21 protein-coding genes are annotated in these 22,481 nt (G+C 62.7%); 12 read left to right on the top strand and 9 right to left on the bottom strand.

Going from position 1 to position 22,481, the window contains the following annotated elements; translation table 11 throughout:
* Nucleotides 1–208 precede the first annotated feature (208 nt).
* From JQ611_RS29935 to JQ611_RS29970, 8 genes are all read left to right on the top strand, one after another.
* A complete protein-coding gene (locus tag JQ611_RS29935; RefSeq protein ID WP_212269115.1) occupies nt 209–421 on the top strand; it encodes a hypothetical protein in 213 nt (70 codons plus the stop codon).
* 216 nt (nt 422–637) lie between these two features.
* Complete coding sequence (locus JQ611_RS29940) at nt 638–1,873, top strand: amidohydrolase family protein (RefSeq protein WP_212269116.1); 1,236 nt, start codon at nt 638–640, stop codon at nt 1,871–1,873.
* 8 nt (nt 1,874–1,881) lie between these two features.
* The gene (locus JQ611_RS29945; RefSeq protein ID WP_312011096.1) at nt 1,882–3,132 is read left to right on the top strand and encodes an amidohydrolase family protein; all 1,251 of its coding nucleotides are present in this window, start codon (nt 1,882–1,884) and stop codon (nt 3,130–3,132) included.
* A 26-nt stretch (nt 3,133–3,158) separates the two neighbouring features.
* A complete protein-coding gene (locus JQ611_RS29950) occupies nt 3,159–3,989 on the top strand; it encodes an ABC transporter permease (RefSeq protein ID WP_249133558.1) in 831 nt (276 codons plus the stop codon).
* A gap of 2 nt (nt 3,990–3,991) precedes the next feature.
* Nucleotides 3,992–5,044 carry an ABC transporter ATP-binding protein gene (locus JQ611_RS29955; protein ID WP_212391152.1) on the top strand — a complete coding sequence of 351 codons (1,053 nt, stop codon included), beginning with the start codon at nt 3,992–3,994 and terminating at the stop codon, nt 5,042–5,044.
* Between the two features lie 35 nt (nt 5,045–5,079).
* On the top strand, nt 5,080–6,123 hold the full coding sequence (locus tag JQ611_RS29960; RefSeq protein ID WP_212035243.1) for a PotD/PotF family extracellular solute-binding protein: 1,044 nt from the start codon (nt 5,080–5,082) through the stop codon (nt 6,121–6,123).
* Nucleotides 6,124–6,145: 22 nt separating this feature from the next.
* Complete coding sequence (locus JQ611_RS29965; RefSeq protein ID WP_212269118.1) at nt 6,146–7,030, top strand: ABC transporter permease; 885 nt, start codon at nt 6,146–6,148, stop codon at nt 7,028–7,030.
* 19 nt (nt 7,031–7,049) lie between these two features.
* The gene (locus JQ611_RS29970) at nt 7,050–8,267 is read left to right on the top strand and encodes a Xaa-Pro peptidase family protein (protein ID WP_212467463.1); all 1,218 of its coding nucleotides are present in this window, start codon (nt 7,050–7,052) and stop codon (nt 8,265–8,267) included.
* Nucleotides 8,268–8,277: 10 nt separating this feature from the next.
* Here the strand turns inward: JQ611_RS29970 and JQ611_RS29975 are convergent, their stop codons facing one another.
* The 6 genes from JQ611_RS29975 to JQ611_RS30000 form a co-directional block, all read right to left on the bottom strand.
* On the bottom strand, nt 8,278–9,063 hold the full coding sequence (locus tag JQ611_RS29975) for an ABC transporter permease (RefSeq protein WP_212412761.1): 786 nt from the start codon (nt 9,061–9,063) through the stop codon (nt 8,278–8,280).
* The gene (locus JQ611_RS29980; RefSeq protein WP_212269138.1) at nt 9,060–9,872 is read right to left on the bottom strand and encodes an ABC transporter permease; all 813 of its coding nucleotides are present in this window, start codon (nt 9,870–9,872) and stop codon (nt 9,060–9,062) included. Before JQ611_RS29980 ends, JQ611_RS29975 begins: the two co-directional genes overlap by 4 nt.
* 129 nt (nt 9,873–10,001) lie before the next feature.
* On the bottom strand, nt 10,002–11,066 hold the full coding sequence (locus tag JQ611_RS29985) for an ABC transporter substrate-binding protein (protein ID WP_212391158.1): 1,065 nt from the start codon (nt 11,064–11,066) through the stop codon (nt 10,002–10,004).
* Nucleotides 11,067–11,104: 38 nt separating this feature from the next.
* Complete coding sequence (locus tag JQ611_RS29990; protein ID WP_212467464.1) at nt 11,105–12,412, bottom strand: FAD-binding oxidoreductase; 1,308 nt, start codon at nt 12,410–12,412, stop codon at nt 11,105–11,107.
* A gap of 11 nt (nt 12,413–12,423) precedes the next feature.
* The gene (locus JQ611_RS29995) at nt 12,424–13,122 is read right to left on the bottom strand and encodes an HAD family hydrolase (protein WP_212391162.1); all 699 of its coding nucleotides are present in this window, start codon (nt 13,120–13,122) and stop codon (nt 12,424–12,426) included.
* A gap of 44 nt (nt 13,123–13,166) precedes the next feature.
* Entirely contained in the window at nt 13,167–14,249 is a 1,083-nt protein-coding gene (locus JQ611_RS30000; protein ID WP_212467465.1) for an ABC transporter ATP-binding protein, read from the bottom strand.
* A gap of 258 nt (nt 14,250–14,507) precedes the next feature.
* Here JQ611_RS30000 and JQ611_RS30005 point away from each other — a divergent pair, with 258 nt between their 5' ends.
* On the top strand, nt 14,508–15,455 hold the full coding sequence (locus tag JQ611_RS30005; RefSeq protein WP_212467466.1) for a LysR family transcriptional regulator: 948 nt from the start codon (nt 14,508–14,510) through the stop codon (nt 15,453–15,455).
* A gap of 12 nt (nt 15,456–15,467) precedes the next feature.
* Here the strand turns inward: JQ611_RS30005 and JQ611_RS30010 are convergent, their stop codons facing one another.
* Nucleotides 15,468–16,016, bottom strand: coding sequence for a cupin domain-containing protein (locus tag JQ611_RS30010; RefSeq protein ID WP_212467467.1), 549 nt, complete (start codon nt 16,014–16,016; stop codon nt 15,468–15,470).
* Between the two features lie 161 nt (nt 16,017–16,177).
* Between JQ611_RS30010 and JQ611_RS30015 the strand changes: the two genes are divergently transcribed.
* The 3 genes from JQ611_RS30015 to JQ611_RS30025 all read left to right on the top strand — a co-directional run bounded on the left by JQ611_RS30015 (nt 16,178) and on the right by JQ611_RS30025 (nt 20,012).
* The gene (locus JQ611_RS30015) at nt 16,178–17,506 is read left to right on the top strand and encodes an aspartate aminotransferase family protein (RefSeq protein WP_212269127.1); all 1,329 of its coding nucleotides are present in this window, start codon (nt 16,178–16,180) and stop codon (nt 17,504–17,506) included.
* Between the two features lie 71 nt (nt 17,507–17,577).
* Nucleotides 17,578–18,843, top strand: coding sequence for a D-amino acid dehydrogenase (locus JQ611_RS30020; RefSeq protein ID WP_212269128.1), 1,266 nt, complete (start codon nt 17,578–17,580; stop codon nt 18,841–18,843).
* Between the two features lie 335 nt (nt 18,844–19,178).
* Nucleotides 19,179–20,012 (top strand): Crp/Fnr family transcriptional regulator, encoded by an 834-nt coding sequence (locus JQ611_RS30025; protein ID WP_212269139.1) that lies wholly within the window; start codon nt 19,179–19,181, stop codon nt 20,010–20,012.
* Nucleotides 20,013–20,435: 423 nt separating this feature from the next.
* Here JQ611_RS30025 and JQ611_RS30030 read toward each other — a convergent pair whose 3' ends face one another.
* Both JQ611_RS30030 and JQ611_RS30035 read right to left on the bottom strand, forming a co-directional pair.
* Entirely contained in the window at nt 20,436–20,915 is a 480-nt protein-coding gene (locus JQ611_RS30030) for a phasin (protein ID WP_312012276.1), read from the bottom strand.
* 338 nt (nt 20,916–21,253) lie between these two features.
* Nucleotides 21,254–22,228 carry an N-carbamoyl-D-amino-acid hydrolase gene (locus tag JQ611_RS30035; protein ID WP_212467468.1) on the bottom strand — a complete coding sequence of 325 codons (975 nt, stop codon included), beginning with the start codon at nt 22,226–22,228 and terminating at the stop codon, nt 21,254–21,256.
* Nucleotides 22,229–22,481: the final 253 nt, after the last annotated feature.

Here is a 22,481-nt window from a genome sequence, read left to right on the forward strand (position 1 = left end):
AGTGAAGTCTGCCTTGGCGCTGACGGCAACAGGAGCCAGTGCAGCGCATCGGTTCCGAACAGGACCGTGCCGATTTGGTGCAGTTCCTGGAGCGCGCCACGAAGCGCTAGAGAAAGCGTGAACGCCGTCTGTGACGCAGTTCACATCCGCGCGCCGGGCTTCACGCTAAGGCACACACGGGGTGGGCTTCTCCGAACGGAGGTTTCCCATGAACCGTTTGATGATCTCTGGATTCATTGCGGTCGCTCTGCTTGCCGTTACCATCACGATGTTGCCGTCGCACTCGCTTTGGGGCCATCGCGCCGGGACAACCGGCCTGGCGTCATCGCAGCAACGTTCCCTTTCGACTGCCGCGAACAAGCTCCCGATCGAGGAGTTCGAGGATATGTCGTTCGTCTTTTCGCACCCGCCCAAGCGCTGAAGCGCGCGGACGGCATGATTCATGATCGTGACTTCGCGAACGTTGGCGCGTGAATTTGCATCACGACGCGCTTGCTTTCGTCAGCGGTCACGATTCGCCGGAAAGCCACATCGCCCAAGGCACAGCGCTCACCACGTGAGCGCATGGCTTGCCCATTGACGCCGGCAAGTCGGCATAGGACATTCCGATCAACGTGCGAGCGATCGGAAGCCGGCCATGAACGTCACCCATTTCAAGAATTTCGAAATGCTCGACCCGGAGGTCGGGGAGTTACGCGGTGGCCATGAACTGGTGGTCGAAGGCGACACGATCCGGGAAGTCTCGGCCAAACCGGTCAAGCTCGAAAACGCCAGCGTGATCGACTGCGGCGGGCGCACGCTGATGCCCGGCCTGATTGACAGCCATGTCCATGTGGTGCTGTCCGAGGTCGTGATCCGCAACATGGAAAGTGTACCCCTGACGTTGATGACGGCGCGCGCGGCCCGTTTGATGCACAGGATGCTCGACCGCGGCTTCACCAGTGTGCGCGACACCGGCGGCGCCGATTGGGGCCTGAAGGAGGCGACGGACAAGGGGCTGATACCAGGGCCGCGGCTGTTTATCGCCGGGCGTGCGATCGGTCCGACCGGTGGCCATAGCGATGCACGTCGTCGCACCGATTTCGGTTCGCGCTGCCATTGCTGCAACGCCATGTCGTTTTCCATGGGCGTCGCGGACGGTATCACCGAGGTCCGCCGCGCCGTGCGCGAGGAAATGCGCCAGGGCTGCGACCAGGTCAAGATCATGATGTCCGGCGGCGTGGCGTCACCCTACGATCCGCTCGACAGCCTGCAGTTCTCGGTCGGCGAGGTCGAGGCCGCCGTGCAGGAAGCGCACGCCTTTGGCCGCTATGTCTGTGCGCACGCCTATACGCCTGAAGCGATTACGCGCGCGGCGCATGCCGGGGTTCGCACCATCGAGCACGGCAATCTGATCGACGATGCCTCGGCAAAGCTGATGGCCGAGAAGGGCATGTTCCTGGTCGCCAATCTCGTCACTTACTTCGAGATGAAGAAGCATGCGGCAGAGTACGGCATGAATTCGGACATGCTGGCCAAGAACGACCTCGTGATCGATGGCGCTCTAAAATCGCTCGAAATCTGCAAGCGCCACGGCGTCCCGGTCGCCTACGGCACCGATCTGCTCGGCGAATTGCAGGTCGCGCAGTCGGAGGAGTTTTCGCTACGGGCGCAGGTGCTGTCGCCGGCGGAGATCATCCGCTCCGCGACCACGATCGGCGCCCAGGTCACCCGCATGGAGGGCAAGATCGGCTGCCTGAAGCCGGGTGCGTTTGCCGACCTGCTCGTCGTCGACGGCGATCCCTTGAAGAACCTGAAACTGTTCGGGGAGGAAGGCCGGCACCTTTCAATCATCATGAAGGCAGGGCGCTTCCACAAGAACCGGCTGCAGTGAGCCTGCCAGTGTCCCAACAAATCCTGTTCAAGAATTTTGAGTTACTCGAGCCTTCGTTCGGCGAGCTCCGCGGCGGCTATCAGCTGCTGGTCGAGGGCGATACCATCAAGGAACTCAGCACAACGCCGATTAAGGCGGCCGAGGCTACGGTGATCGACTGCGGCAAGCGCACCTTGATGCCGGGACTGATCGACTGCCACGTCCACGCCATCCATAGCGAAGTCAATGTCCGCTTCATGGAGGCGTTGCCGCTGACGCTGGTCACCGCGCGTGCGGCGACGCGGCTTCGCGCCATGCTCGACCGCGGCTTCACCACCGTGCGCGACACCGGCGGCGCCGATTGGGGCATCAAGACCGCGATCGAAACCGGGCATATCACCGGCCCACGGCTCTACATCGCCGGCCAGTCGATCGGCCCCACCGGCGGCCATTCGGATTCGCGCCGGCGCACCAACCGCTTCAACAGCAGCAACAACGAGTGCGTCTGCTGCAACGGCCTGCAGTTCAAGTCCGCGATCGCCGATGGCGTTGACGAGGTCCGCAAATCCGCGCGCGAGCAGATGCGCCAGGGCGCCGACCATGTGAAGATCATGATGTCCGGCGGCGTCGCGTCACCTTACGATCCGCTCGACAGTCAGCAATTCTCGGATGGCGAGGTCAGCGCGGCGGTGGAGGAGGCGACCGCCTTCGGCCGCTACGTCTGCGCGCATGCCTATTCCGCCGAATCCATCACCCGCGCCGCGCGCCTCGGCGTCCGCACCATCGAGCATGGCAATCTGATCGATGATGCTTCCGCCAAGCTGATGGCCGAAAAAGGCATGTTCCTGGTGGCCAACCTCGTCACTTATTATGCCATGAAGGATCGCGCAAAACAGTTCGGCATGATCGGCGAAAGCCTCGCCAAAAACGAAATCGTGCTGCAGGGCGGGCTGAAATCGCTGGAGATCTGCAAGCGCCACAATATTCCCGTCGCCTATGGCAGCGACCTCCTGGGCGAGCTGCACTGGGACCAGTCCAAGGAGTTCACCATCCGCCAGGAGGTGGTCTCGCCGATCGAGATCATCCGTTCGGCGACCACGATCGGCGCCGACGTCCTGCGCATGCCGGGCAGGGTGGGTACGTTGCAGGCAGGTGCCTTCTCCGACGCCATCCTGGTCGACGGCAATCCGCTGAAAGACCTTGCGCTGCTTGGCGATCAAGGCAAACATCTCTCCCTGATCATGAAGGCCGGCATTTTGCATAAGAACCGGCTGAACTAATCGAAGGCTCCCATAAAGAGGCGATCTTGACCGTCGTACCCCGATGGACCTCATCACGCGTTGTCGGCCGGATGGCGCTCGGGACGGCGGCTGGCGTGTCGCTTGCATATATCCTGCTGCCGATGTTCTTCGTGATCTGGCTGGCATTCTTCGCACAGGAAATTCCGTCATTCCCCCCGGAAGGCTATTCGCTGAAATGGTTTCGCGCTGTTCCCGGCAATGACAGGTTCGTCAAGGGATTCTTCCTTAGTCTGCAGGTCGCCGTGCTCGCCACGTCGATCGGTTTGGCGATCGGCGTTCCTGCCGCCGTCTGCCTGGTGCGCGGGCGTTTTGCCGGGCGTGAGGCGGTGAACAATCTGCTGTTGCTGCCGCTGATCGTGCCGGGCATCGTGCTCGGCATCGCGCTTTACGTCTTCCATGTCGAAACCGAGATCGTGACCGGCTGGCCGATCCTCGGTTCGCTCGGCGGCCTGGTCGCCGGTCACGTCCTGATCGCGATCCCCTGGACGGTGCGCCTGATCACCGCGAGCCTCGTCGGGATGGATCGCGCCGTCGAGGAAGCCGCGCAGAGCCTCGGCGCCGACCGCCTGACCACGTTCCGGCGCATCACGCTGCCCGGCATTTTGCCGGGCATTGTTGCGGCGGCACTGTTCGGATTCATCGCCTCGTTCGGGAATCTGGAAATGAGTCTGTTCCTGGTCGGCCCCGGCCGCACCACGCTGCCGATCGCGATCCTCCAATATCTCGAATGGAAGATCGATCCGACGATTGCCGCGGTATCGGTGCTGCAGATCCTGTTTATCGGCGGGGCCATGCTGCTGACCGATCGCTTCGTCAAGATCGGTCGTGTGGTCTGACCATGGCGCGTCTGCAATTAACCGGCATCACCAAGCGCTATGGCGACTTCAAGGCCGCCGATGACGTCTCGCTCGACATCGCCGATGGCGAGTTCCTGGTTCTGCTCGGCCCGTCCGGCTGCGGCAAGACCACGACCTTGCGCATCATTGCCGGCTTCATCGAGCCGACATCGGGCAGCGTGCGCGTGGGCGATCGCGATATTACTTCGCTGCCGCCATGGAAGCGCAACACCGGCCTCGTGTTCCAGAGTTATGCGCTGTTTCCGCATATGACGGTGGCCGAGAACGTCGCGTTCGGGCTCGAGATGCGCAAGATACCGAAGGCGGAGATGGCGCCGAAGATCACGGAAGCCTTGCGCCTGGTGCGGCTCGATCATCTCAGCGACCGGCTGCCGCGGCAATTGTCCGGCGGCCAGCAGCAGCGCGTGGCGCTGGCCCGGGCGCTGGTGTTCCACCCCGATGTGCTGCTGCTCGACGAACCATTGTCCAATCTCGACGCCAAGCTGCGCCAGGACGTGCGCGTCGAAATCCGCGAACTGCAGCGCAAGCTCGGCCTGACCACCGTCATGGTGACGCACGATCAGGAGGAGGCGCTCACCATGGCCGACCGCCTCGTCGTCATGAGCGAGGGCCGCATCCGCCAGATCGGCTCGCAGCAGGATCTCTATGAGCGGCCTTCGGAAAAATTCGTCGCGGATTTCGTCGGCCGCTCCACCTTCATCGATGGCCGTATGGACGGCCCCGGGCGCTTCGTCTCGGCCGGCGGCCTCGTCGTCACCTGCGAAGGGACCGCTACCGGCAGCGCCTCGCTGGCGCTGCGCCCCGAACGGCTTGCATTGATGTCGGCTGCGGCGCCTGCGATGGACAACAGTTTTCCAGGCTCCGTGGAGTTCATCTCCTATCTCGGCTCGCAGGTGGATCTGCATGTCCGCCTGTCGCCCAAGGAACGTGTCATCGTGCAGATCCAGAACCGGCCGGAACAGCCGCTACCGGTGATCGGAGAACAGGTCCGTATCGGCTGGAGCAAATCGACAGGCCGCGTATTTCAATCATAATATCTCTGCCAACCAACATCCCGGAGGCATCCACCATGACCAGCTCGAAATCTCGCCGTGAAGTCCTGCTCGGTGCCGCAGCCCTTGCCGGTACCGCCAGCCTGCCACGCATGGCGTCGGCGCAGGCCAAAGGCCGCATCGTTGTCGGTACCTGGGGCGGCGACTACGCCCGCCTGCTCAACAAGAATATCGAGGCGCCGATCCTGATCAAGGATGGCTGGGAGGTGGTGCAGGACCAGGCCGGCGATCCCGAGCGGCGCTCGAAGATGCTCGCCGAGATGCGGCTGCCGCGCGGCACGACTGATGTGCAGGGTCTATCGGCCATCAACATGTTCCAGATGCACGACGCCGGCAGTGTGCTGCCGATCGACTACGGCAAGCTCAAGAATGCCGGCAATCTGCTGCCGGGGATGAAATATCCCTACGGCGTCGGCCATATCTATTCGGGCAAGGTCGGCGTCTACAATCCGAAGGTGATCACAACAGCACCGGTCAGTTACAAGGACGTGTTCGATCCCAAGCAAGGCAACAAGCTCGGCATCATCGACATCCAGTATCAGTACACGTTGGTCTGCGCGGCGCTCGCCGCCGGCGGCAAGGTCGATGATCTCGAGCCCGCCAAGAAACTGCTGCTGGAGTGCAAGAAGGCCGGTATGCGGATCTATCCGACCAACGAGGCGTTTGCCCAAGGTCTGAAGTCGGAGGAATTCGGTCTCGGAGTGATGTGGAAAGCGCGCGTCGTGCAATGGCAGAACGCGGGTATTTCAGTGACGTCGATGACCCCGACCGAAGGCGCGCTGGCCTATGTCTCGGGCTTCGTCATCCCGAAAAACTCGCCCAACAAGGAAGGTGCCTACGCCTATCTCGACGCCATGCTGGACAAGAGCGCGCAGGAGGCCTTCGCCGTCGACATGGGTTACAATCCCACGGTCAGCAACGCCGTGGTCGCGCCCGATCTGAACAAGCGCATCGGCTTCACCCCGGACGAGGTCAAGAAACTAGTCGATCTCGACTACAACTATCTCAACAAGAACGACGTCGCGCTCAAGGAATGGTGGGACAAGGAACTGAAGGGCTGAGCGGGCATTAGCGAAGCCGCCGATGGCCACGACCGCTGCAGCACAGTTCCAGTCCGACGAGAAGCCGACGTCGGTGCTCTCGGCGACGACATTGATTGGGCCAGCGACGGTGTTCGTGGTCGCCGGTCTGCTGCTGCCGCTGGCGATCCTGTTCCGCTACAGCTTCGACAAGGTCGACGCGCGGCGCATCATGATCGATACGTTCTCGTTCGATAATTACGTCAAGTTCTTCTCTGACCCCTATTACACCGGCGTGCTGGCGACGACATTGCGGGTGGCCGCGCTTTGCACCGTCATCTGCCTCGCCATGGGCCTGCCGCTGGCCTATGTGCTGGCGCGCACCCAGTCGCGGTACAAGAACGTGCTGATTATGCTGGTGGTGCTGCCGCTGTTCGTCGGCAATGCGGTGCGCGCCGCCGGCTGGATGACCCTGTTCGGTTCCAAGGGCTTTCTCAACGTCACCCTGATGCAGATCGGAATCATTACCCAACCGCTGCAGATCATGTTTACCGAGGGCGCCGTCATTGCCGGCATCATTGCCGTCAATCTGCCCTACATGGTGCTGACGCTCTCGAGCGTGATCGAGGGCATCAACCGCAATGTGGAGGAGGCGGCCTTCAGCCTCGGCGCCGGGCCGGCGACGATGTTTCGCCGCGTGCTGCTGCCGCTGTCGCTGCCGGGCATCCTCGCCGGCACGATCCTGACCTTCATCCTCGGCATGAATGCCTATGCGACGCCGGTGCTGCTCGGCGGCCCCAAATTCAAGATGATGGGGCCGCTGGTGTACGGACAGTTTCAGCTCAACAACTGGCCGTTCGGCGCGTCCGTCGCGTTCGTCCTGATGACGGCTACCCTCGGATTGACGGCGGCGGCAAATATCCTGATACAGCGCCGGTTTCGGCGATGAAGACTGAAGGGGACTTGGCATGACAATTGGTGTTGGCGGTTCGACTGCGGAGGCGGAACTCGCCGCCATCAAGAACATGCGCGGCGACGTGCCGCCGATCGGCGTCGAGGAGCGGCTGCAGCGCATCGCCCGCGCCCAGGCCATCATGCGCGAGAAGGGCATCGACGCGCTCTATCTCGATGTCTCCTCGAGCATGACCTATTTCACCGGATTGAAGTTCCGCCGCACCGAGCGCATGCACAGCGCAGTGCTGCCGGCCAGGGGCGAGATCGTCTATATCTCGCCGGCCTTCGAGGTCGAGAAACTCAAGACCATGACCTCGTTCGGCGAAAAGATCGCGGTCTGGGAGGAGGACGAGGACCCGACCGCCACCGTCACCGAGACCGTACGTTCCCTCGGCTATCCCTCCGGCACCATCGCGGTCGATGAAGCGACGCCGTTTTTCACCTTTGACGGGCTGCGCCGCGCCGGCAACGCGTACACCTTCATCAATTCGATCGACGTGACCGCCGGATGCCGCATGATCAAGTCCGAGCAGGAGCTCGCGCTGATGCAGACGGCCAAGAACATCACGCTCGAAGCCCACAGGCTGGCTGCCCGCATCATGCGCGAAGGCATCACCACCACCGAAGTGCAGGCCTTCCTCACCGCCGCGCACCGCAAGCTCGGCTCGGAAGGCGATCCGCCGTTCAACGCGGTGCTGTTCGGCGAGGCGACGGCATATCCGCACGGCGTGCCCTATCCGCAGACGCTGAAGGAGGGCGACATGATCCTGATCGACACCGGCGCGCCGGTCGATGGCTATCTCTCCGACATCACGCGCTCCTACGTGTTCGGCGAACCGAGCAAGCGCCAGCGCGACGTCTGGAACCTGGAGAAGGAGGCGCAGGCCGCCGGCTTTGCCGCCGCCAAGCCGGGCAACCGATGCGAGGATATCGACATCGCCGCGCGCGGCGTCATCAACGGCGCCGGTTTCGGCCCCGGCTATGCCACGCCGGGCCTGCCGCACCGCACCGGCCACGGCATTGGCCTCGACGTGCACGAATGGCCCTATCTCGTGAAGGGCGACAAGACCGTACTGAAGCCCGGCATGACCTTCTCCAACGAGCCGACCATCTGCATCTACGGCGAATTCGGCGTGCGGCTCGAGGACCACATGGTCATCACCGAAACCGGCGCGCGCTGGTTCACCCAGCCGGCCCATTCGGTCGACGACCCCTTCGGTCTGGAGAAGTAACAGAACGCCGTCAGCCGCTCTTCTTCTGCCGGGTGCTGGCGATCAGCACCAGCAGGAACGAGGCCGCCGTCATCAGCGTGCTGATCGCGGCGATCGTCGGGTCGATCTCGTCGCGCAGCGCGGTGAACATCCGTTTTGTCAGCGGCTGATACTGGCCGCCTGATATGAACAGGCCGACGACCGTCTCGTCCATTGCCGAAATGAAGGCGAAGATGGCGCCCGTGAGCACGCTGGCCTTGATCTGCGGCAGCGTGACGGCGAAGAAGCTGCGCAAGCGGTTCATGCCGAGGCTGCGCGCCACCATCTCCTGCGCCGGGTCGAAACTCTGCAGGCCCGCCACCACTGACGTGATGACATAGGGCAGGCCGAGCATGACATTGGCGAGCACCAGTCCCGACATCGTCGCAACCAGCCCGACCTTGGCATAGACAAAGAAGATGCCGACCGCCGTGATGATGATCGGCACCACCAAAGGCAGCATCAGCATCATGTGGACGATGCGCATGAGGCGCATTTTCGAATTGCTGATGGCGTAGGCCGCGGCGACGCCGAGCGGCGTTGCGATCAGGACGGTGAGGGCGGCCACCGCAAAGGTGACGCGGGTCGCCTGCATCCAGGCGGCATTGCCGATATATTCCTCATACCAGCGCAGCGACAGCGCCGGCGGCGGGAAAGTCAGGAAACGCGTGCTCGAAAACGACATCGGCACGATGATCAGCACCGGCAGGATCAGATACAGCAGCACCAGCGCGCAGAACACGACGAAGACGATGCGGCCAAAAGACAGCGTTTTCATTTTTGCCCCAGGATGCGGTCGAGCGGAATGAACCGGCCGACGATGAGGAAAATGACGAGAACGCTGAGCAGCAGCACCACGCCGACGGCGCTTGCGGCGCCCCATTGGTCATAGAGCTCGACGTTGCGGCTGACCAGCAGCGACACCATCACGGTACGACCGCCGCCGAGCAGTTCGGGCGTAATGTAGAAGCCGAGACACAGCACGAACACCAGCGTCGTGCCCGCGAGCACGCCGGGCAGCGACAGCGGCAGGAAGATCCGCCAGAATGTATGCGAAGGACTGCCGCCGAGGCTGGCGCCCGCCTGCATCAAATCGTGCGGGATCTTCTGCATGGTGGCGTAGAGCGGCAGCACCATGAACGGCAGCAGGATATGCACGGTCGCCACGACAGTGCCGAACGTGTTGTGCACCAGCGCCAGCGGCTCGTCGATAATCCCCAAATATTGCAGGAACTGGTTGATCACCCCGGTCCGCTGCAGCAGCGCCAGCCAGGCATAGGCGCGCACCAGGACGCTGGTCCAGAACGGCAGGATCACCAGCGCCAGAATCAATACGCTCCATCCCTTCGGCACCACGCTGGCGGCATAGGCGATGGGATAGCCGAGCAGCAGCGCCAGCAGCGTCACCAGCAGGCTGATCTGGAAGGTCAGCGAGAAGCTGCGCCAGTAGATGGCTTCGCTGAAGATGCGGCGGTAGTTCTCCAGCGTGAAGCCGTCATGATAGATCGATTGCCAGGCGAGCCAGCCTACCGGAAGCACGATCAGCAGCAGGATGACCAGCAGCGCCGGCGATGCCAATGCCAGCATCAGGCCCTGTTCGCGGCGATGGTGACGCAACGAGAGGTCTGGTGTGGAATGGGTCAATGCCGTTTTCCTGTCATTGCCGGATGGCTGGAGCGGGGCGCGCCGGTCGAACCCCGCTCCAGTTGATTCCGTCTATTTCTGCACGAACGAGACCCAGCGCTTCTCCGCGGCTTCGCCGTCCGGCGACGCCCACCACGCATAGGACATCAGCGCCTGCTTCTTGGCGTTGTCAGGCGCGCTCGGCAGCTGCGCGACGCGCTCCGGCTTGACCACGCCGGTATCGAACGCCTTCGGGTTCGCCGGGCCGTAATCGATGTGCAGCGGCAGATTGGCTTGATGGACGGGATCGACGGCCTCGTTGAGGAACTTGACCGCCGTCGCCAGATTCGGCGCGCCCTTGAGGATGCAGAGGGACGTGCTCTGCAGGATGCCCTGATTATAGGTATAGGCGACCTTGGCGCCTTCCTTGGTGAGCGCGCTGACGCGGCCGTTCCAGGCCATCACCATGTCGACCTCGCCGTCGTTCAGGAGCTGCGCGGATTGCGCGCCCGAGGTCCACCACACCGTGATGTTGGGCTTGATCTCCTCGAGCTTCTTGAAGGCGCGGTCGACGTCGAGCGGATAGAGCTTGTCCGGTGCGACGCCGTCGGCCATTAGCGCTGCTTCCAGCGTCGCAATGGGGTGGTTGCGCAGCGCGCGGCGGCCGGGGAATTTCTTCACGTCCCAGAAGTCGGCCCAGCTGTTCGGCGTGGCGCCTTCAGGATATTTCTTTTGGCTGTAGGCCAGAACGCTGGAATAGAACTCGTACGCCACCGAATACGGATTGCGATAGGCTTCAGGCATGGCGGCGGCATTGGGGATCTTGGAGAAATCGAGTTTTTCGATCAGCCCCTGTTCGCCGCCGCGCAGGCAATAGCCGGTCGGAACGTCAACCACGTCCCAGATCGGCTTGCCGCTGGCGACCTGCGATTTGATCACCGGCCAGGCGTCGGGAATGCTGTCCTGGTTGATGGTGATGCCGAGCTTCTTGGCCGAGGGATCGAGGATCGCAACCGTCTGCGCCTTCTGATAGGCGCCGCCCTGCGACACGAAGGTGATCTGCTCGGCGGCGTTGGCCGCGATGCTGGTTGACGCGAAGAGCCCGAGCGCTGCGCCGAACAACGCGCGTCCTAGTCCTGTGTTGGATGCAACTGCCATCTTCCGTTCCCTCCTGTTATGACCGGGCTTAGTCTTTGCTATTGCCCGATCGCGTCCAAAAACTGATACCAGCCGGCCACCATTCGGACGGCCGGTTCGCGCAGCGGATAAAATGGAATGACCTTGAGGCGGCTGGCATCTAGCAGGCCGACGTCCGGCTGCTCGCCGCGCACGAAGGCCGCGAGGTAACGCCCCATCAGGCTCGACATCGCGACACCGGCGCCGTTGTAGCCCATCGAGAACAGGGTGTGGTCGTCGAGCCGGCCGATATGCGGCATGGAATCCAGCGTCATGCCGACGAGGCCCGACCATTTGAACCCCAGCGGCGTGTCGTTCAGTTCCGGGAAGATGCCGACCATGGCCTTGCGCAGCGCGTCGAAGGCGGCCTCCGAATCCTGTTTGCCGAAGGCGCCGCGGCCGCCGAAGATCACGCGATCGTCGACCATGCGGAACCAGCGCATCATGCGCTTGGTCTCGGTATAGGTTCGCCCGGTCGGCATCAGGCTGCCCGCGAGGTTATGCGGCAGCCGGTCGGTGGCGATGATGGCGCTGCGGAACGGCACCAGGGTGTGCTGCATATGGCGCGTTGCGCCCGTCAGGTCCGAATAGCTGTTGGTGGCGATAATCACTTGCCGCGCGCGCACCGTGCCTTGCGGCGTTTCAACGACGACGCGCCCGTTCTCGCGCCGCAGCCGCAGCGCCGGGCTCTCCTGGAAGATCGCGACACCGCGCGCCGCGAGACCTTCGGCGAGGCCATGCAGATAGTTCAGCGGATGGATGCCGCCGGAGCCCGGATTGAGCACGCCGCCGACGAACGCCTGCGAACCGGTTTCCTCGCGTACTTCATGGGCGTCAAGGACGCGAACATCCGCATCGCCCATCTCGCGCTTCATCCATTCGGCTTCATCGATCGCAGCTTTCAGCGTCGCGTGGTTATGCGCGGCCTTGACCTGTCCGGTGCGCGTCAGCCGCGCACTGGTGATGCCGAATTCGGAAACCAGTTCCTCGACGATCTCGGTCGATTCATACGCGATCTCGTACATGCGCTTGGCCATCGCGCGGCCATGGGCCGCATCGATGCCGCGGAACGACTGCCGGAACTTTGCGGTGATGACGCCACCATTGCGGCCGCTCGCGCCCCAGCCGGGACGGTTGGCTTCGAGCACGACAGGGACGAGGCCGCTCTTGGCGATGTGATGCGCGGCGGAGAGTCCGGTATAGCCGGCGCCGATGATCACGACGTCGGCCTGAACCTCGCCCGACAGCACAGGAAAGGTCCGCAACGGCGTCGCCGTGCTCGCCCACAGCGAGTTCGCCGATGCCATTGGGGTCCAGACCTCAGCCATCCGCGTGCCTCTCAGTGCCCGACCGCCGCGTCGGCGAAGGCCTTCATGGTGGCGAAATGAAAATCGGGTTTTGTCAGAACGGGCACTTCGGGCGTGCCGCCGAATCCGGCCATACCCTGGCGGCGCTCGATCCAGCACACTTTATAGCCGAGCTTGCGTGCGATCCCGATATCATGGTGCTGGCTCTGCGCCACATGCAGGATGTCGGACTGCTTGTAGCCGAAGGCCGATTGCCGTCCTTTATTATAGGCGAAAAATTCCGGGTTCGGCTTGGCGACGCCGGTCTCGTCGGCGCAGACGCTGTCATCGAAGGGGTCGCCGAGCGCGTGGGCGTAGCAGGACAGCGCGACACGATCGGCATTTGTCATCGCCACCAGCCGGAACTTTGTGCGCAGGCGCTTCAGCGCCTCGACCGAATCCGAAAACGGCTGCCAGCGCAGCACGGCGAGCTGGAAGGAATCGCAGGCTGCATCATCAGCCGGCAGACCGAGTTCCTTGGCGAGATAGCGATAGACGTCGAACATCACTTCGCTGGACCGCTCCGGATGCGCATCGCGGCCGCGCTTGTAGGAGGCAAAGATCTTGTCGTCGCTGAGTTCAGCGGCGCTCCTTCCGGATATCTTGCGGACGGCGTCGAGCACGCCGGTTTCGAAGTCGATCAGGGTGCCGACGACATCGAAAGTGAGAACCTTGAAATTGCTGAACGACATGGGCGTTTCTTCTCTGGTGTTGGAACTGCGTTGGTGGTGGACGTTCATTCCGGTGCTTTCGGCACGATGATCGTGTCCTCGGGGTGGAGGGTCACGGTGAGGGGGCCGCCGACCGGCGGGATGCGGCGATAGGCTTCGTGATGGCTGGGCTGGCGCAGGCTCAGCGCGGTACCGTCCGGCAGGGCGATAAAAATGCGCAGGCTTTCGCCCTGGTAGACGACGTCGGTGACGGTGCCCGTCAGCCGGTTGAGCGCGGCATCACCAGCGCCGTCGTCGATCAGCAGTTTTTCGCTGTGCACCGCCAGCATCAGCGCCTCGCCATTCGGGATCGCCCTCGCGCTGCGCAGGGTGGAGGGGCCTAGCGCAACGCTGCCGGAATCGATGCGCCGGACCGGCAACAGGCTTGCCTCGCCGATGAAACTCGCGACGAAGGAATCCGCGGGATGATCGTGCAGCCGCGCGGGCTGGTCGATCTGGATCAGGCGGCCGTCTTTGAGAATGGCGACGCGGTCGCTCATCGTCAGCGCTTCGCGCTGGTCGTGGGTAACGTAGATGATGGTGGCGCCGATACGCTTGTGGAGCTGGCGCAGCTCGATCTGCATCGATTCCCGCAGCTGCTTGTCGAGTGCGGAAAGCGGCTCGTCCATCAGGATCAAACGCGGCTCGAAGATCATCGCGCGAGCCAGTGCCACGCGCTGGCGCTGGCCGCCGGAGAGCTGCGCCACGCCGCGTTCCTCGTAACCGGCGAGGCCGACCATCGCCAGAGCGCCGCGCACTTTCGCGGGCCAATCGGCCTTCGGCAGCCGCCGCGCGCGCAGCGGGAAGGCGACGTTCTCGCCGACGCTCATATGCGGAAACAGCGCGTAGTTCTGGAACACGACGCCGATGTTGCGCTTGTGCGGCGGCTCCAGCGTGACGTCGCGCTCGCCGAAATGGATCGAACCTGATGTGGGCTGGATGAAGCCGCCGAGCAGGCCCAGGAGCGTGGTCTTGCCGGATCCGGATGGCCCCAGCAGCGAGACGAATTCGCGTGGTGCAACGTTGAGCGTGACATTGTCGAGCGCCACGACAGCACCATAGTGCTTGCTCGCGGATTTGATTTCGACGCTTTCGCCACCGCTGCTCAATGAACGACCTTCCTGTTGCGCTTCGCCGCTGGCCGCATGAATGCGGCTTCCCGGCTCCCCTGCCGCAAGGCCAAGGGGGTTGAACTGGCATGATCTCAATTTATAGGCGGACGCTTCCCGCGCGACAGGGGCGATCTCCCCGACCGTGGTTTGCTCGGAATGCTCCGCTTCCCGGCAGGCCTCCTTGATCGGCAAGGCAATCAAAATTAGGGCGGCCGGGCAATTGCCAAATTATCACTTAAGTCATAATCTGAAGTTATGCCTGAGCTTCGCCGGATGCTGCCTTCCAGCAATGCGCTGTTCGTCTTCGACGCCGCCGCGCGCAACGGCAGCTTCACGGCGGCGGCGGCCGAGTTGAACGTGACCCAGCCGGCGGTCAGCCGCATGCTGGGGCGGTTCGAGGATTACCTCGGGGTCCGCCTGTTCGACCGCAGCGCCGGGGGCGCGACCCTGACGGAAGAGGGCGAGCTGCTCTATCGGCGCGTCACGGACGGCTTTCGCAGCATCGAGAGCGGGCTGGTCGAGATCGAGCGGCGGCGGCGGGGCACCGAAACCGTCACGTTGTCGGTCTCCTCGGCCTTCACCAACCATTGGCTGATGCCGCGCATCGACAAGCTGCAGCGCGCATTTCCGAATGTCGACCTCCGGTTCCAGTTGATATCGGGCTCGCTGCGCGGCGCCGTCGAGAACGTCGACGTCGGGATGCGGTTTCGCGACCAGGACGACCCCGAGACCAACGGCGCCCTTGTCATGAAGGAAGTCATGCTGCCGATCTGCAGCCCCGGCTACCGGGATACGAACGTTTCGCGCAAGCCGGCCGAAGGGCGCACCATCATCAAGCTGGCCGACACGCCCGAAGACTGGGTGCTGCAATATCCGGGCGCGCTCACCGGCGCATCAGGTCCCGCCAAGGCGCTGAGTTTCTCGGATTATGCCGTCGTGGTGCAGGCGGCGCTGCTCGGGCAGGGCGTGACGCTCGGCTGGATCACCGTCGTCGCGCATTGGCTATTGACCGGCGCGCTGGTGCCGGCGTCCGCAAAACTCGTCAGCACGCGGCGGGTCTGCGAACTCGTCACGCCGCGCAACCGGCCGATCCGCCCCGTTGCCGTCGAGATCAGGGACTGGATCATCGCGCAAATGCGCAGCGACATCATGGCGATCGACAAGCTCTACCCGCGCCTGAAGCTGATGGCTGCCAGCTATTGATGTTGCCCGCCCTCAGAATGTCGGCGGCGTGCAGGCGCTGATCACCTCGCACGCCTTGTCGCCGATGCAGCGAAACCGATGCGGCCGGCGGCTCTCGAAATAATAGGCGTCGCCGGGCCCGAGGATGCGGCGTTCACTATCGACCGTCACTTCCAGCCGGCCCGAGAGAACGATGCCACCTTCCTCGCCATCGTGCACCAGCGGAATGCGTCCGGTGTCGCCACCTGGCTCGTAGCGCTCTTTCAATATCTGCAAGCTCCGGCCGAACAGATTGTCACCGACCTGGCGAAAGGAGATCTTGCCCTTGCCGATCTCGCTCAATTCGTCGGAGCGGTAAAACGCCGTGCGCGGCTGGTCGGGTTCGAGGGCGAAAAATTCCGCCATGCCCATCGGAATGCCGTCGAGAATGCGTTTCAGCGCGCCGACGGACGGGTTCATCTGGTTGGATTCGATCAGCGAGATCGTCGAGTTGGTCACCCCCGAACGCTTGGCAAGTTCACGCTGCGATACCTTGTTGCGGGCGCGGACGAAGCGTAACCGTTCGCCGACATCTATGCTCATCAAAGCCTCGAGGGGTTGGTTTGGGGTGTTGAGTGTGTTGCGGATCGAACGAATTCTACCCAACGTCCCCAGCAAGTTCAATGGCTTGGATGGTATCAGAAAAGGACTTGCTGCACATCATCAACATGATGTCGGGTAGGGAAACCGCACAGGAGCGCCCCATGACGATTCACCAGATTCCCAACACCGTGAAGCTCGAATCGTTCTGGATGCCGTTCACGGCGAACCGGCAGTTCAAGGCCGAGCCGCGGCTGTTCGCCTCCGCCTCGGGCATGCATTACACCACCATCGACGGCCGCAAGGTGATCGACGGTTCCGCCGGCCTCTGGTGCGTCAATGCCGGCCACGGCCGCAAGGAGATCGCCGCCGCCGTCGAGCGCCAGCTGATGAACCTCGATTTTGCGCCCTCGTTCAACATGGGCCATCCGCTCGCATTCGACTTCGCCGAGCGCCTTGCCGCGATCGCCCCTGATGGCCTCGATCGCATCTTCTTCACCAATTCCGGCTCTGAATCGGTCGATACCGCGCTGAAGATCGCGCTGGCCTATCAGCGCGCCGCAGGTCAGCCGACCCGCACCCGCCTGATCGGCCGCGAGCGCGGCTATCACGGCGTCGGCTTCGGCGGCATGTCGGTCGGCGGCATGGTGAACAACCGGCGCGCGTTCGCGACCCATCTGCCGGGTGTCGACCATATCAGCCACACCCATGATCTCGCCCGCAACGCGTTCGCCAAGGGTCAGCCCGAGCACGGCGCCGAACTCGCCGACGATGTCGAGCGGCTGGTGGCGTTGCATGGCGCCGAGACCATTGCCGCCGTCATCGTCGAGCCGGTGCCTGGCTCGACCGCGGTGCTGCCGCCGCCGAAGAACTACCTGCAGCGGCTGCGCACCCTGTGCGACAAGCACGGCATCCTCCTGATCTTCGACGAAGTCATCACCGGTTTTGGCCGCCTCGGCACCCCGTTCGCCGCCAATTATTTCGGCGTTACGCCCGACATGATGACGACCGCCAAGGGCATCACCAACGGCACCGTTCCCTGCGGCGCGGTGTTCGCCAGCCGCAAGATTCACGACACACTGATGACGGGTCCGCAGGCCCAGATCGAGCTGTTCCACGGCTACACCTATTCGGCGCATCCGGTGGCCTGCGCCGCCGGTATCGCGACGCTCGACATCTACAAGGACGAGGGGCTGCTGACGCGCGGCGCCTCGATGGCCGATTACTGGGAACAGGGCCTGCATTCGCTCAAGGGCCTGCCGAACGTGATCGACATCCGCAATGTCGGCCTGATGGGCGCCATCGAGGTCGCACCGCGCAAGGACGCGCCGGCCGCGCGCGGCTATGATCTGATGGTCGATTGCTTCAACAACGGCCTCTATTTGCGCCAGAGCGGCGACTCCCTTGCGGTATCGCCGCCCTTGATCGTCGAGAAGAGCCACATCGACGAAATGGTCTCGATCCTCGGCGACGCGATCAAGCGCGTGGCCTGATCCTTGCTCTAACTGCGGCATCGACTATCGTGCGGTGATCGAACGATGCCGCGGCAGAAGCATGAGGGATCGTGAAAGTTTTGATTCTCGGCAGTGGCGTCATCGGCGTCACGTCAGCCTATTATCTCGCCAAAGCCGGCCACGAGGTGACGGTCGTCGACCGTCAGCCGAAGCCTGCGCTTGAGACCAGTTTTGCCAACGCCGGCGAAGTGTCGCCCGGCTATTCATCGCCATGGGCGGGGCCCGGCGTGCCGGTCAAGGCGATCAAATGGCTTCTGATGAAGCACGGTCCGCTGGTGATCCGGCCGAAGGTCGATCCCGTGATGTGGCTCTGGCTGCTGAAGATGCTGCGCAACTGCACATCGGAGCGCTACGCGGTCAACAAGCGGCGGATGATTCCGATCGCCGAATACAGCCGCGATGCCTTGCGCGCGTTGCGCAGCGAGATCGGCATTCGCTATGACGAGCGCGAGCGCGGCACGTTGCAGCTGTTCCGCTACGCGGCACAGCTCGACGGCACGGCCGACGATATCGCCGTACTGAAACAAAACGGCGTGCCTTATGAAGTGCTCGATCGCGCCGGCTGCATTGCCGCGGAGCCGGCGCTAGCGAAGGTTTCGGAAAAGATCGCCGGCGGGCTTCGCCTGCCGCAGGACGAAACCGGCGATTGCCACATGTTCACGCAGGCGCTCGCGCTCGAAGCCGAAAAGCTCGGCGTGCGCTTTGCCTTCAATGTCGGCATCGACGGGTTGATCGCGGATGCGTCGCGCATATCAGGCGTCGCCACCTCCAATGGCGTGTTGCAGGCCGATGCCTATGTCGTCGCACTCGGCAGCTGGTCGCCGCGGCTGCTGCGGCCGGTGGGCATTTCGCTGCCGGTCTATCCCGTAAAAGGCTATTCGATCACGGTGCCGATATCGGATCCCGACGCCGCACCGGTATCGACCGTGATGGACGAAAGCTACAAGGTCGCGATCACGCGACTCGGTGATCGAATCCGTGTCGGCGGCACCGCGGAAATTTCGGGGTACTCCGACAGGCTCTATCCGGCGCGGCGCGCGACGCTCGATTATTCACTGACCGAACTGTTTCCGCGCGGCGGCGACATCGACAAGGCGACATTCTGGAGCGGCCTGCGGCCGATGACGCCCGACGGCCCGCCGGTAATCGGCCCGACGCGCTACAGTAATCTCCATCTCAACACCGGACACGGCACGCTCGGCTGGACCATGGCGTGCGGTTCGGGGAGGGTGCTCGCGGACATGCTCTCGGGCCGCAAGCCGGATATCGATGTGAAGGAGCTGGCGCTTAGCCGATACGATCACCGGTTTGGGTGAGGGGATATCGCCGTGCGCCGTCATTGCCTGCGATAAACGCGATGCGTTTGCGCAAGGGAGCGCAGCGACGAAGCAATCCATTTCTCCGCTTGCGGCGCGATGGATTGCTTCGCTTCGCTCGCAATGACGGGGGCGGGCGGTATCGAGCGCAACGCGTAGCCCGCATGAGCGCAGCGACATGCGGGCGGTGCCGGGACAATACCTCATCCGGGCTACAGGCTGGAACTATCTCTGGCGCAGTAGGTTTCGGTACCAAGGCCCAATCTGCTACTTGCGCAGCGTGGTGCCAAGAGTACTCTGCGGAGAGCCGGCCGTCGAGGGAGGAGTTTCCCGTGATGGAGCCCACTACCAGGGTAGGTAATCGACTGTTAGCTGCGTTGCCAGCGGCAGATTTTGATTTGCTTGCGCCTCACCTGCGCAAAGTGTCGCTTGAAGGCGATGCAGTGCTGGTTCGATCGGGAGACCTGGTTGAACAGATCTATTTCCCCCTCAGCGGGACGATCGCGTTCATCATGGACATGCCAAACGGACAAACGGTGGCAACCGCGGTCGTCGGCAATGAGGGCGCCGTGGGCATCTTGTCCGCGCTGGGACCTTCCCGCTCTCCGATGACGGCGGTCGTCCGCGTGGCCGGAACCTCGTTGCAAATTTCTCCGGCAAGATTTGAGGCGGCCCTCAGCCGCAGTGCCGCCATCAGAGAGGCGGTCCAGATCTACACCAGGGTGCTATTGGCGCAATTCCAGCACGTCGCCGCCTGCAATGCGCTGCACTCGGTCGAGGCCCGCTTGGCCCGGTGGTTGCTCCACATCCACGATCGCGTCGACAGTGATTTCCTGCCGCTGACGCAAGAGGCGCTTGCGGAGCTGCTTGGCGTACGTCGAACGACCGTGACGCATGTCGTGCACAAGCTGCGGACGTTGCGGGCTATCCGGTCTAATCGGCGGGGCCTGATCGAGATTGACAGGCCGCGGCTCGAATCCGCGGCATGCGAGTGCTACGACGTCATGCGCCGCAGAATCGATCATATCGTTTCGCCTGAAGGAATGAAGCCTCACATGCCTCCGGTACATAAAATCCTCCGCGCGCCAGATCCGCTTTTGGCCAAGGTGGATGTCGCGCAGCGGCACCCGCGAACGCATGGGACTAGCCCGCGGCCAAGAGGCCATTGATCTCCGCCGCCCCGCTTGGCTCATGAACCCAGGCTTCCTTGACCCAGGCATCCTTGGCGAACCATTCGTGATTGGCTTTGCAGAGTGAGCAGAAGGTGCGCGCGAAGAACACCACGCCCGAAACTTTTCCCGATCCGCCTTGATACCCGTCGGGATCTCGCGTCCCGTTTGAGGGCACTTGATCATGACGATACCCATGTTGTTTCTCCCTGTTCCGTTGTCGTGTCGCAGCAACGTGTCCGTTCGCCATCGGCTGGACGCACCTCTTCTCACCGGAGGCGGCTAGAGCTCTTTCCAGCGAAGTGGACACCGGTTCGCGTGAAGAAAACGCGTCAAAATAGGAATCTAGAGCCCCGTTCCGATTCCATCGGAACGGAAAAGGCTCTTGTTCCAGCCGATCCCGGCGACCTGGGAAGTTCGATTTTAGGAGGCTTTCTGCAGGACCTTGGTGAGGCCCTTCTTGATCGGCTCGGCCGTCTCGGTCGCGACTTTCTGGGCGAGCTGCCAAAGTTCCTTGTTCTGCGCGGACGTGGCTTCGAAGTTCTTGCGGGTCTGCGCGGCTGACAGCTGCATGATTTCCGAGAGCGACTTCGTGTCCATGAGTTTGGCGAGAAAATCGAAGGCGGAGTTGGTGTTGGCGCCCGCGATCTCGATGACCTTGATCCCGTAATCCGCGGAGGTCTTTGCATTGGTCGAATAGGTTTCGCTGAGAATGTCGGCTATCTCCCCCGAGGCAGCCTGTAACTTCTCGTAGTTGTCCTTTGTCCGCACCATACCCTGCTCGGCGATCCCGCGGAAAATTCCCGGCATCGTGAAACCGTCAAAGTTCCGCTTTTCATTCGTATCGACCTTCGCATTCGGCGTATCGGTGTTCGCTTTGGCTTTAGTATCGGCCTTTCCCACGGGTTTTCATCCTTTCAAGTCGTCAACGGATTTGCGCTTGGACCTTCCGAGGGAGCTTCCTAAAGGTGCTGCCTGGGACATCCGCCTCGCGCCTGCCTGAACAAGATATGGCTGACTAACGCCGGGGCTTCCGTTCGCTTTCTGACTCTCGCGTCGGAATTTTTCGGTAATCGGGAAATCTTGCGCGAAGACGCGCTTCGCGCTTCAGCCCGGGCATGACGACGTTGAGCGCGTAGCCCGCATGAGCGCGCGACATGCGGGGCCGTGCGGGAAAATACCCGGATAGCGGGGAGCCTGTCATCGGGCGTGCATTCGCGCGACCCGTTGGTTCATCCAGGCTACAGGCCGCGACCGCTTTTGCCCGAAGGCGCGGGCGTTCCATCCGCCATCATGTGCTGTCCCCTTCGTTCGACAATCAGCCCGTAGGCATGGGGCTGCCGGTGGACGTCGAAGTTGAAGGTGGTGCGCTTGTAGGAGTTGCACAAATCCAGATCACAGCGCGCCAATGCGATTTCGTCACCTTTGGTCGTGCAGGCGGCGACGATTTCACCTGATGGCGCCACAATGCAGCTACCGCCAATCTGGTCGACGCCCTCTTCGATCCCGGCCTTGGCGACGCCGACGACCCAAGTCCCGTTCTGGTAGGCGCCGGACTGCATCACAAGACGATTGTGGAACAGCGAGAGGTCGTCATGATCAGGCGCGGGCGGATTATGCACCGGCGTGTTGTAGCCGATCAGCACCATTTCGACGCCCTGCAGTCCCATGACGCGATAGGTTTCGGGCCAGCGGCGATCATTGCAGATCGCCATGCCGATCGCGCCATTGAACGCGTCGGCCACGCCAAAGCCGGAGCCGGGCTCGAAGTAGCGCTTTTCCAGATGCTGAAATCGACGCCAGGGCTCGTGTTCGGCGTGGCCGGGCAAATGCACTTTGCGATACCTGGAAATGGTTTTGCCGCGCTTGTCCACGAGGATAGAGGTGTTGTGCCGATGGGTTTCGCCGTTCTCGACCGCCAGTTCGGCGTAACCCAGGCAAAATCCGATGCCCAGTTCCCGGGCCAGGTCGAACAAAGCGCGCGTCTGCGGACCGGGCATCTCATGCTCGAAGAAGGAATCGATTTCCGCCTGATCCTCCATGTACCAGCGCGGAAAAAACGTCGTCAGCGCCAGCTCGGGATAGACGATCAGGTCGCATCCGTTGGCGTGCGCCTGGCGCATCAACGCCATCAGCCGCGCGACAACCTCGGTCCTCGTTTCGCTTCGGGCGACAGGGCCCAACTGTCCCGCTGCGACGTTCACAAATCTTGCCACTGTCTTTCCTTTGATCCGTTACCCTGTTGCTCGGCACAGTGCAGAACGCGTGCCAAGGCGCGGCCGGTGCGAGAATTCCTGAAAATCACTCTGCTCCTCCGGGCTACGGACCACAACATCTGGCCCGTCGGGCAAATCAGTTCTGATTTACGGAAATCGTGTCAAGCCCCGAAATAAAAAATATTTCTGTTTACCAGAACACAAATCAGGGGCATATATTCGCCCATCCCGTCCTACTCAGAAGGGCGTCGGC

Source organism: Bradyrhizobium sp. AUGA SZCCT0182 (assembly GCF_018130185.1).
In the GTDB taxonomy this organism is placed as follows: Bacteria; Pseudomonadota; Alphaproteobacteria; order Rhizobiales; family Xanthobacteraceae; genus Bradyrhizobium.

Bases quoted from the DNA above. Each gene is read 5' to 3' on its own strand.
- JQ611_RS29985 (WP_212391158.1), bottom strand. From the start codon at position 11,066: ATGGCAGTTGCATCCAACACAGGACTAGGACGCGCGTTGTTCGGCGCA.
- JQ611_RS29965 (WP_212269118.1), top strand. From the start codon at position 6,146: ATGGCCACGACCGCTGCAGCACAGTTCCAGTCCGACGAGAAGCCGACG.
- JQ611_RS30025 (WP_212269139.1), top strand. From the start codon at position 19,179: ATGGAGCCCACTACCAGGGTAGGTAATCGACTGTTAGCTGCGTTGCCA.
- JQ611_RS29990 (WP_212467464.1), bottom strand. From the start codon at position 12,412: ATGGCTGAGGTCTGGACCCCAATGGCATCGGCGAACTCGCTGTGGGCG.
- JQ611_RS30010 (WP_212467467.1), bottom strand. From the start codon at position 16,016: ATGAGCATAGATGTCGGCGAACGGTTACGCTTCGTCCGCGCCCGCAAC.
- JQ611_RS29995 (WP_212391162.1), bottom strand. From the start codon at position 13,122: ATGTCGTTCAGCAATTTCAAGGTTCTCACTTTCGATGTCGTCGGCACC.
- JQ611_RS29955 (WP_212391152.1), top strand. From the start codon at position 3,992: ATGGCGCGTCTGCAATTAACCGGCATCACCAAGCGCTATGGCGACTTC.
- JQ611_RS29970 (WP_212467463.1), top strand. From the start codon at position 7,050: ATGACAATTGGTGTTGGCGGTTCGACTGCGGAGGCGGAACTCGCCGCC.
- JQ611_RS29960 (WP_212035243.1), top strand. From the start codon at position 5,080: ATGACCAGCTCGAAATCTCGCCGTGAAGTCCTGCTCGGTGCCGCAGCC.
- JQ611_RS29935 (WP_212269115.1), top strand. From the start codon at position 209: ATGAACCGTTTGATGATCTCTGGATTCATTGCGGTCGCTCTGCTTGCC.
- JQ611_RS29975 (WP_212412761.1), bottom strand. From the start codon at position 9,063: ATGAAAACGCTGTCTTTTGGCCGCATCGTCTTCGTCGTGTTCTGCGCG.
- JQ611_RS30005 (WP_212467466.1), top strand. From the start codon at position 14,508: ATGCCTGAGCTTCGCCGGATGCTGCCTTCCAGCAATGCGCTGTTCGTC.
- JQ611_RS29940 (WP_212269116.1), top strand. From the start codon at position 638: ATGAACGTCACCCATTTCAAGAATTTCGAAATGCTCGACCCGGAGGTC.
- JQ611_RS30015 (WP_212269127.1), top strand. From the start codon at position 16,178: ATGACGATTCACCAGATTCCCAACACCGTGAAGCTCGAATCGTTCTGG.
- JQ611_RS29980 (WP_212269138.1), bottom strand. From the start codon at position 9,872: ATGCTGGCATTGGCATCGCCGGCGCTGCTGGTCATCCTGCTGCTGATC.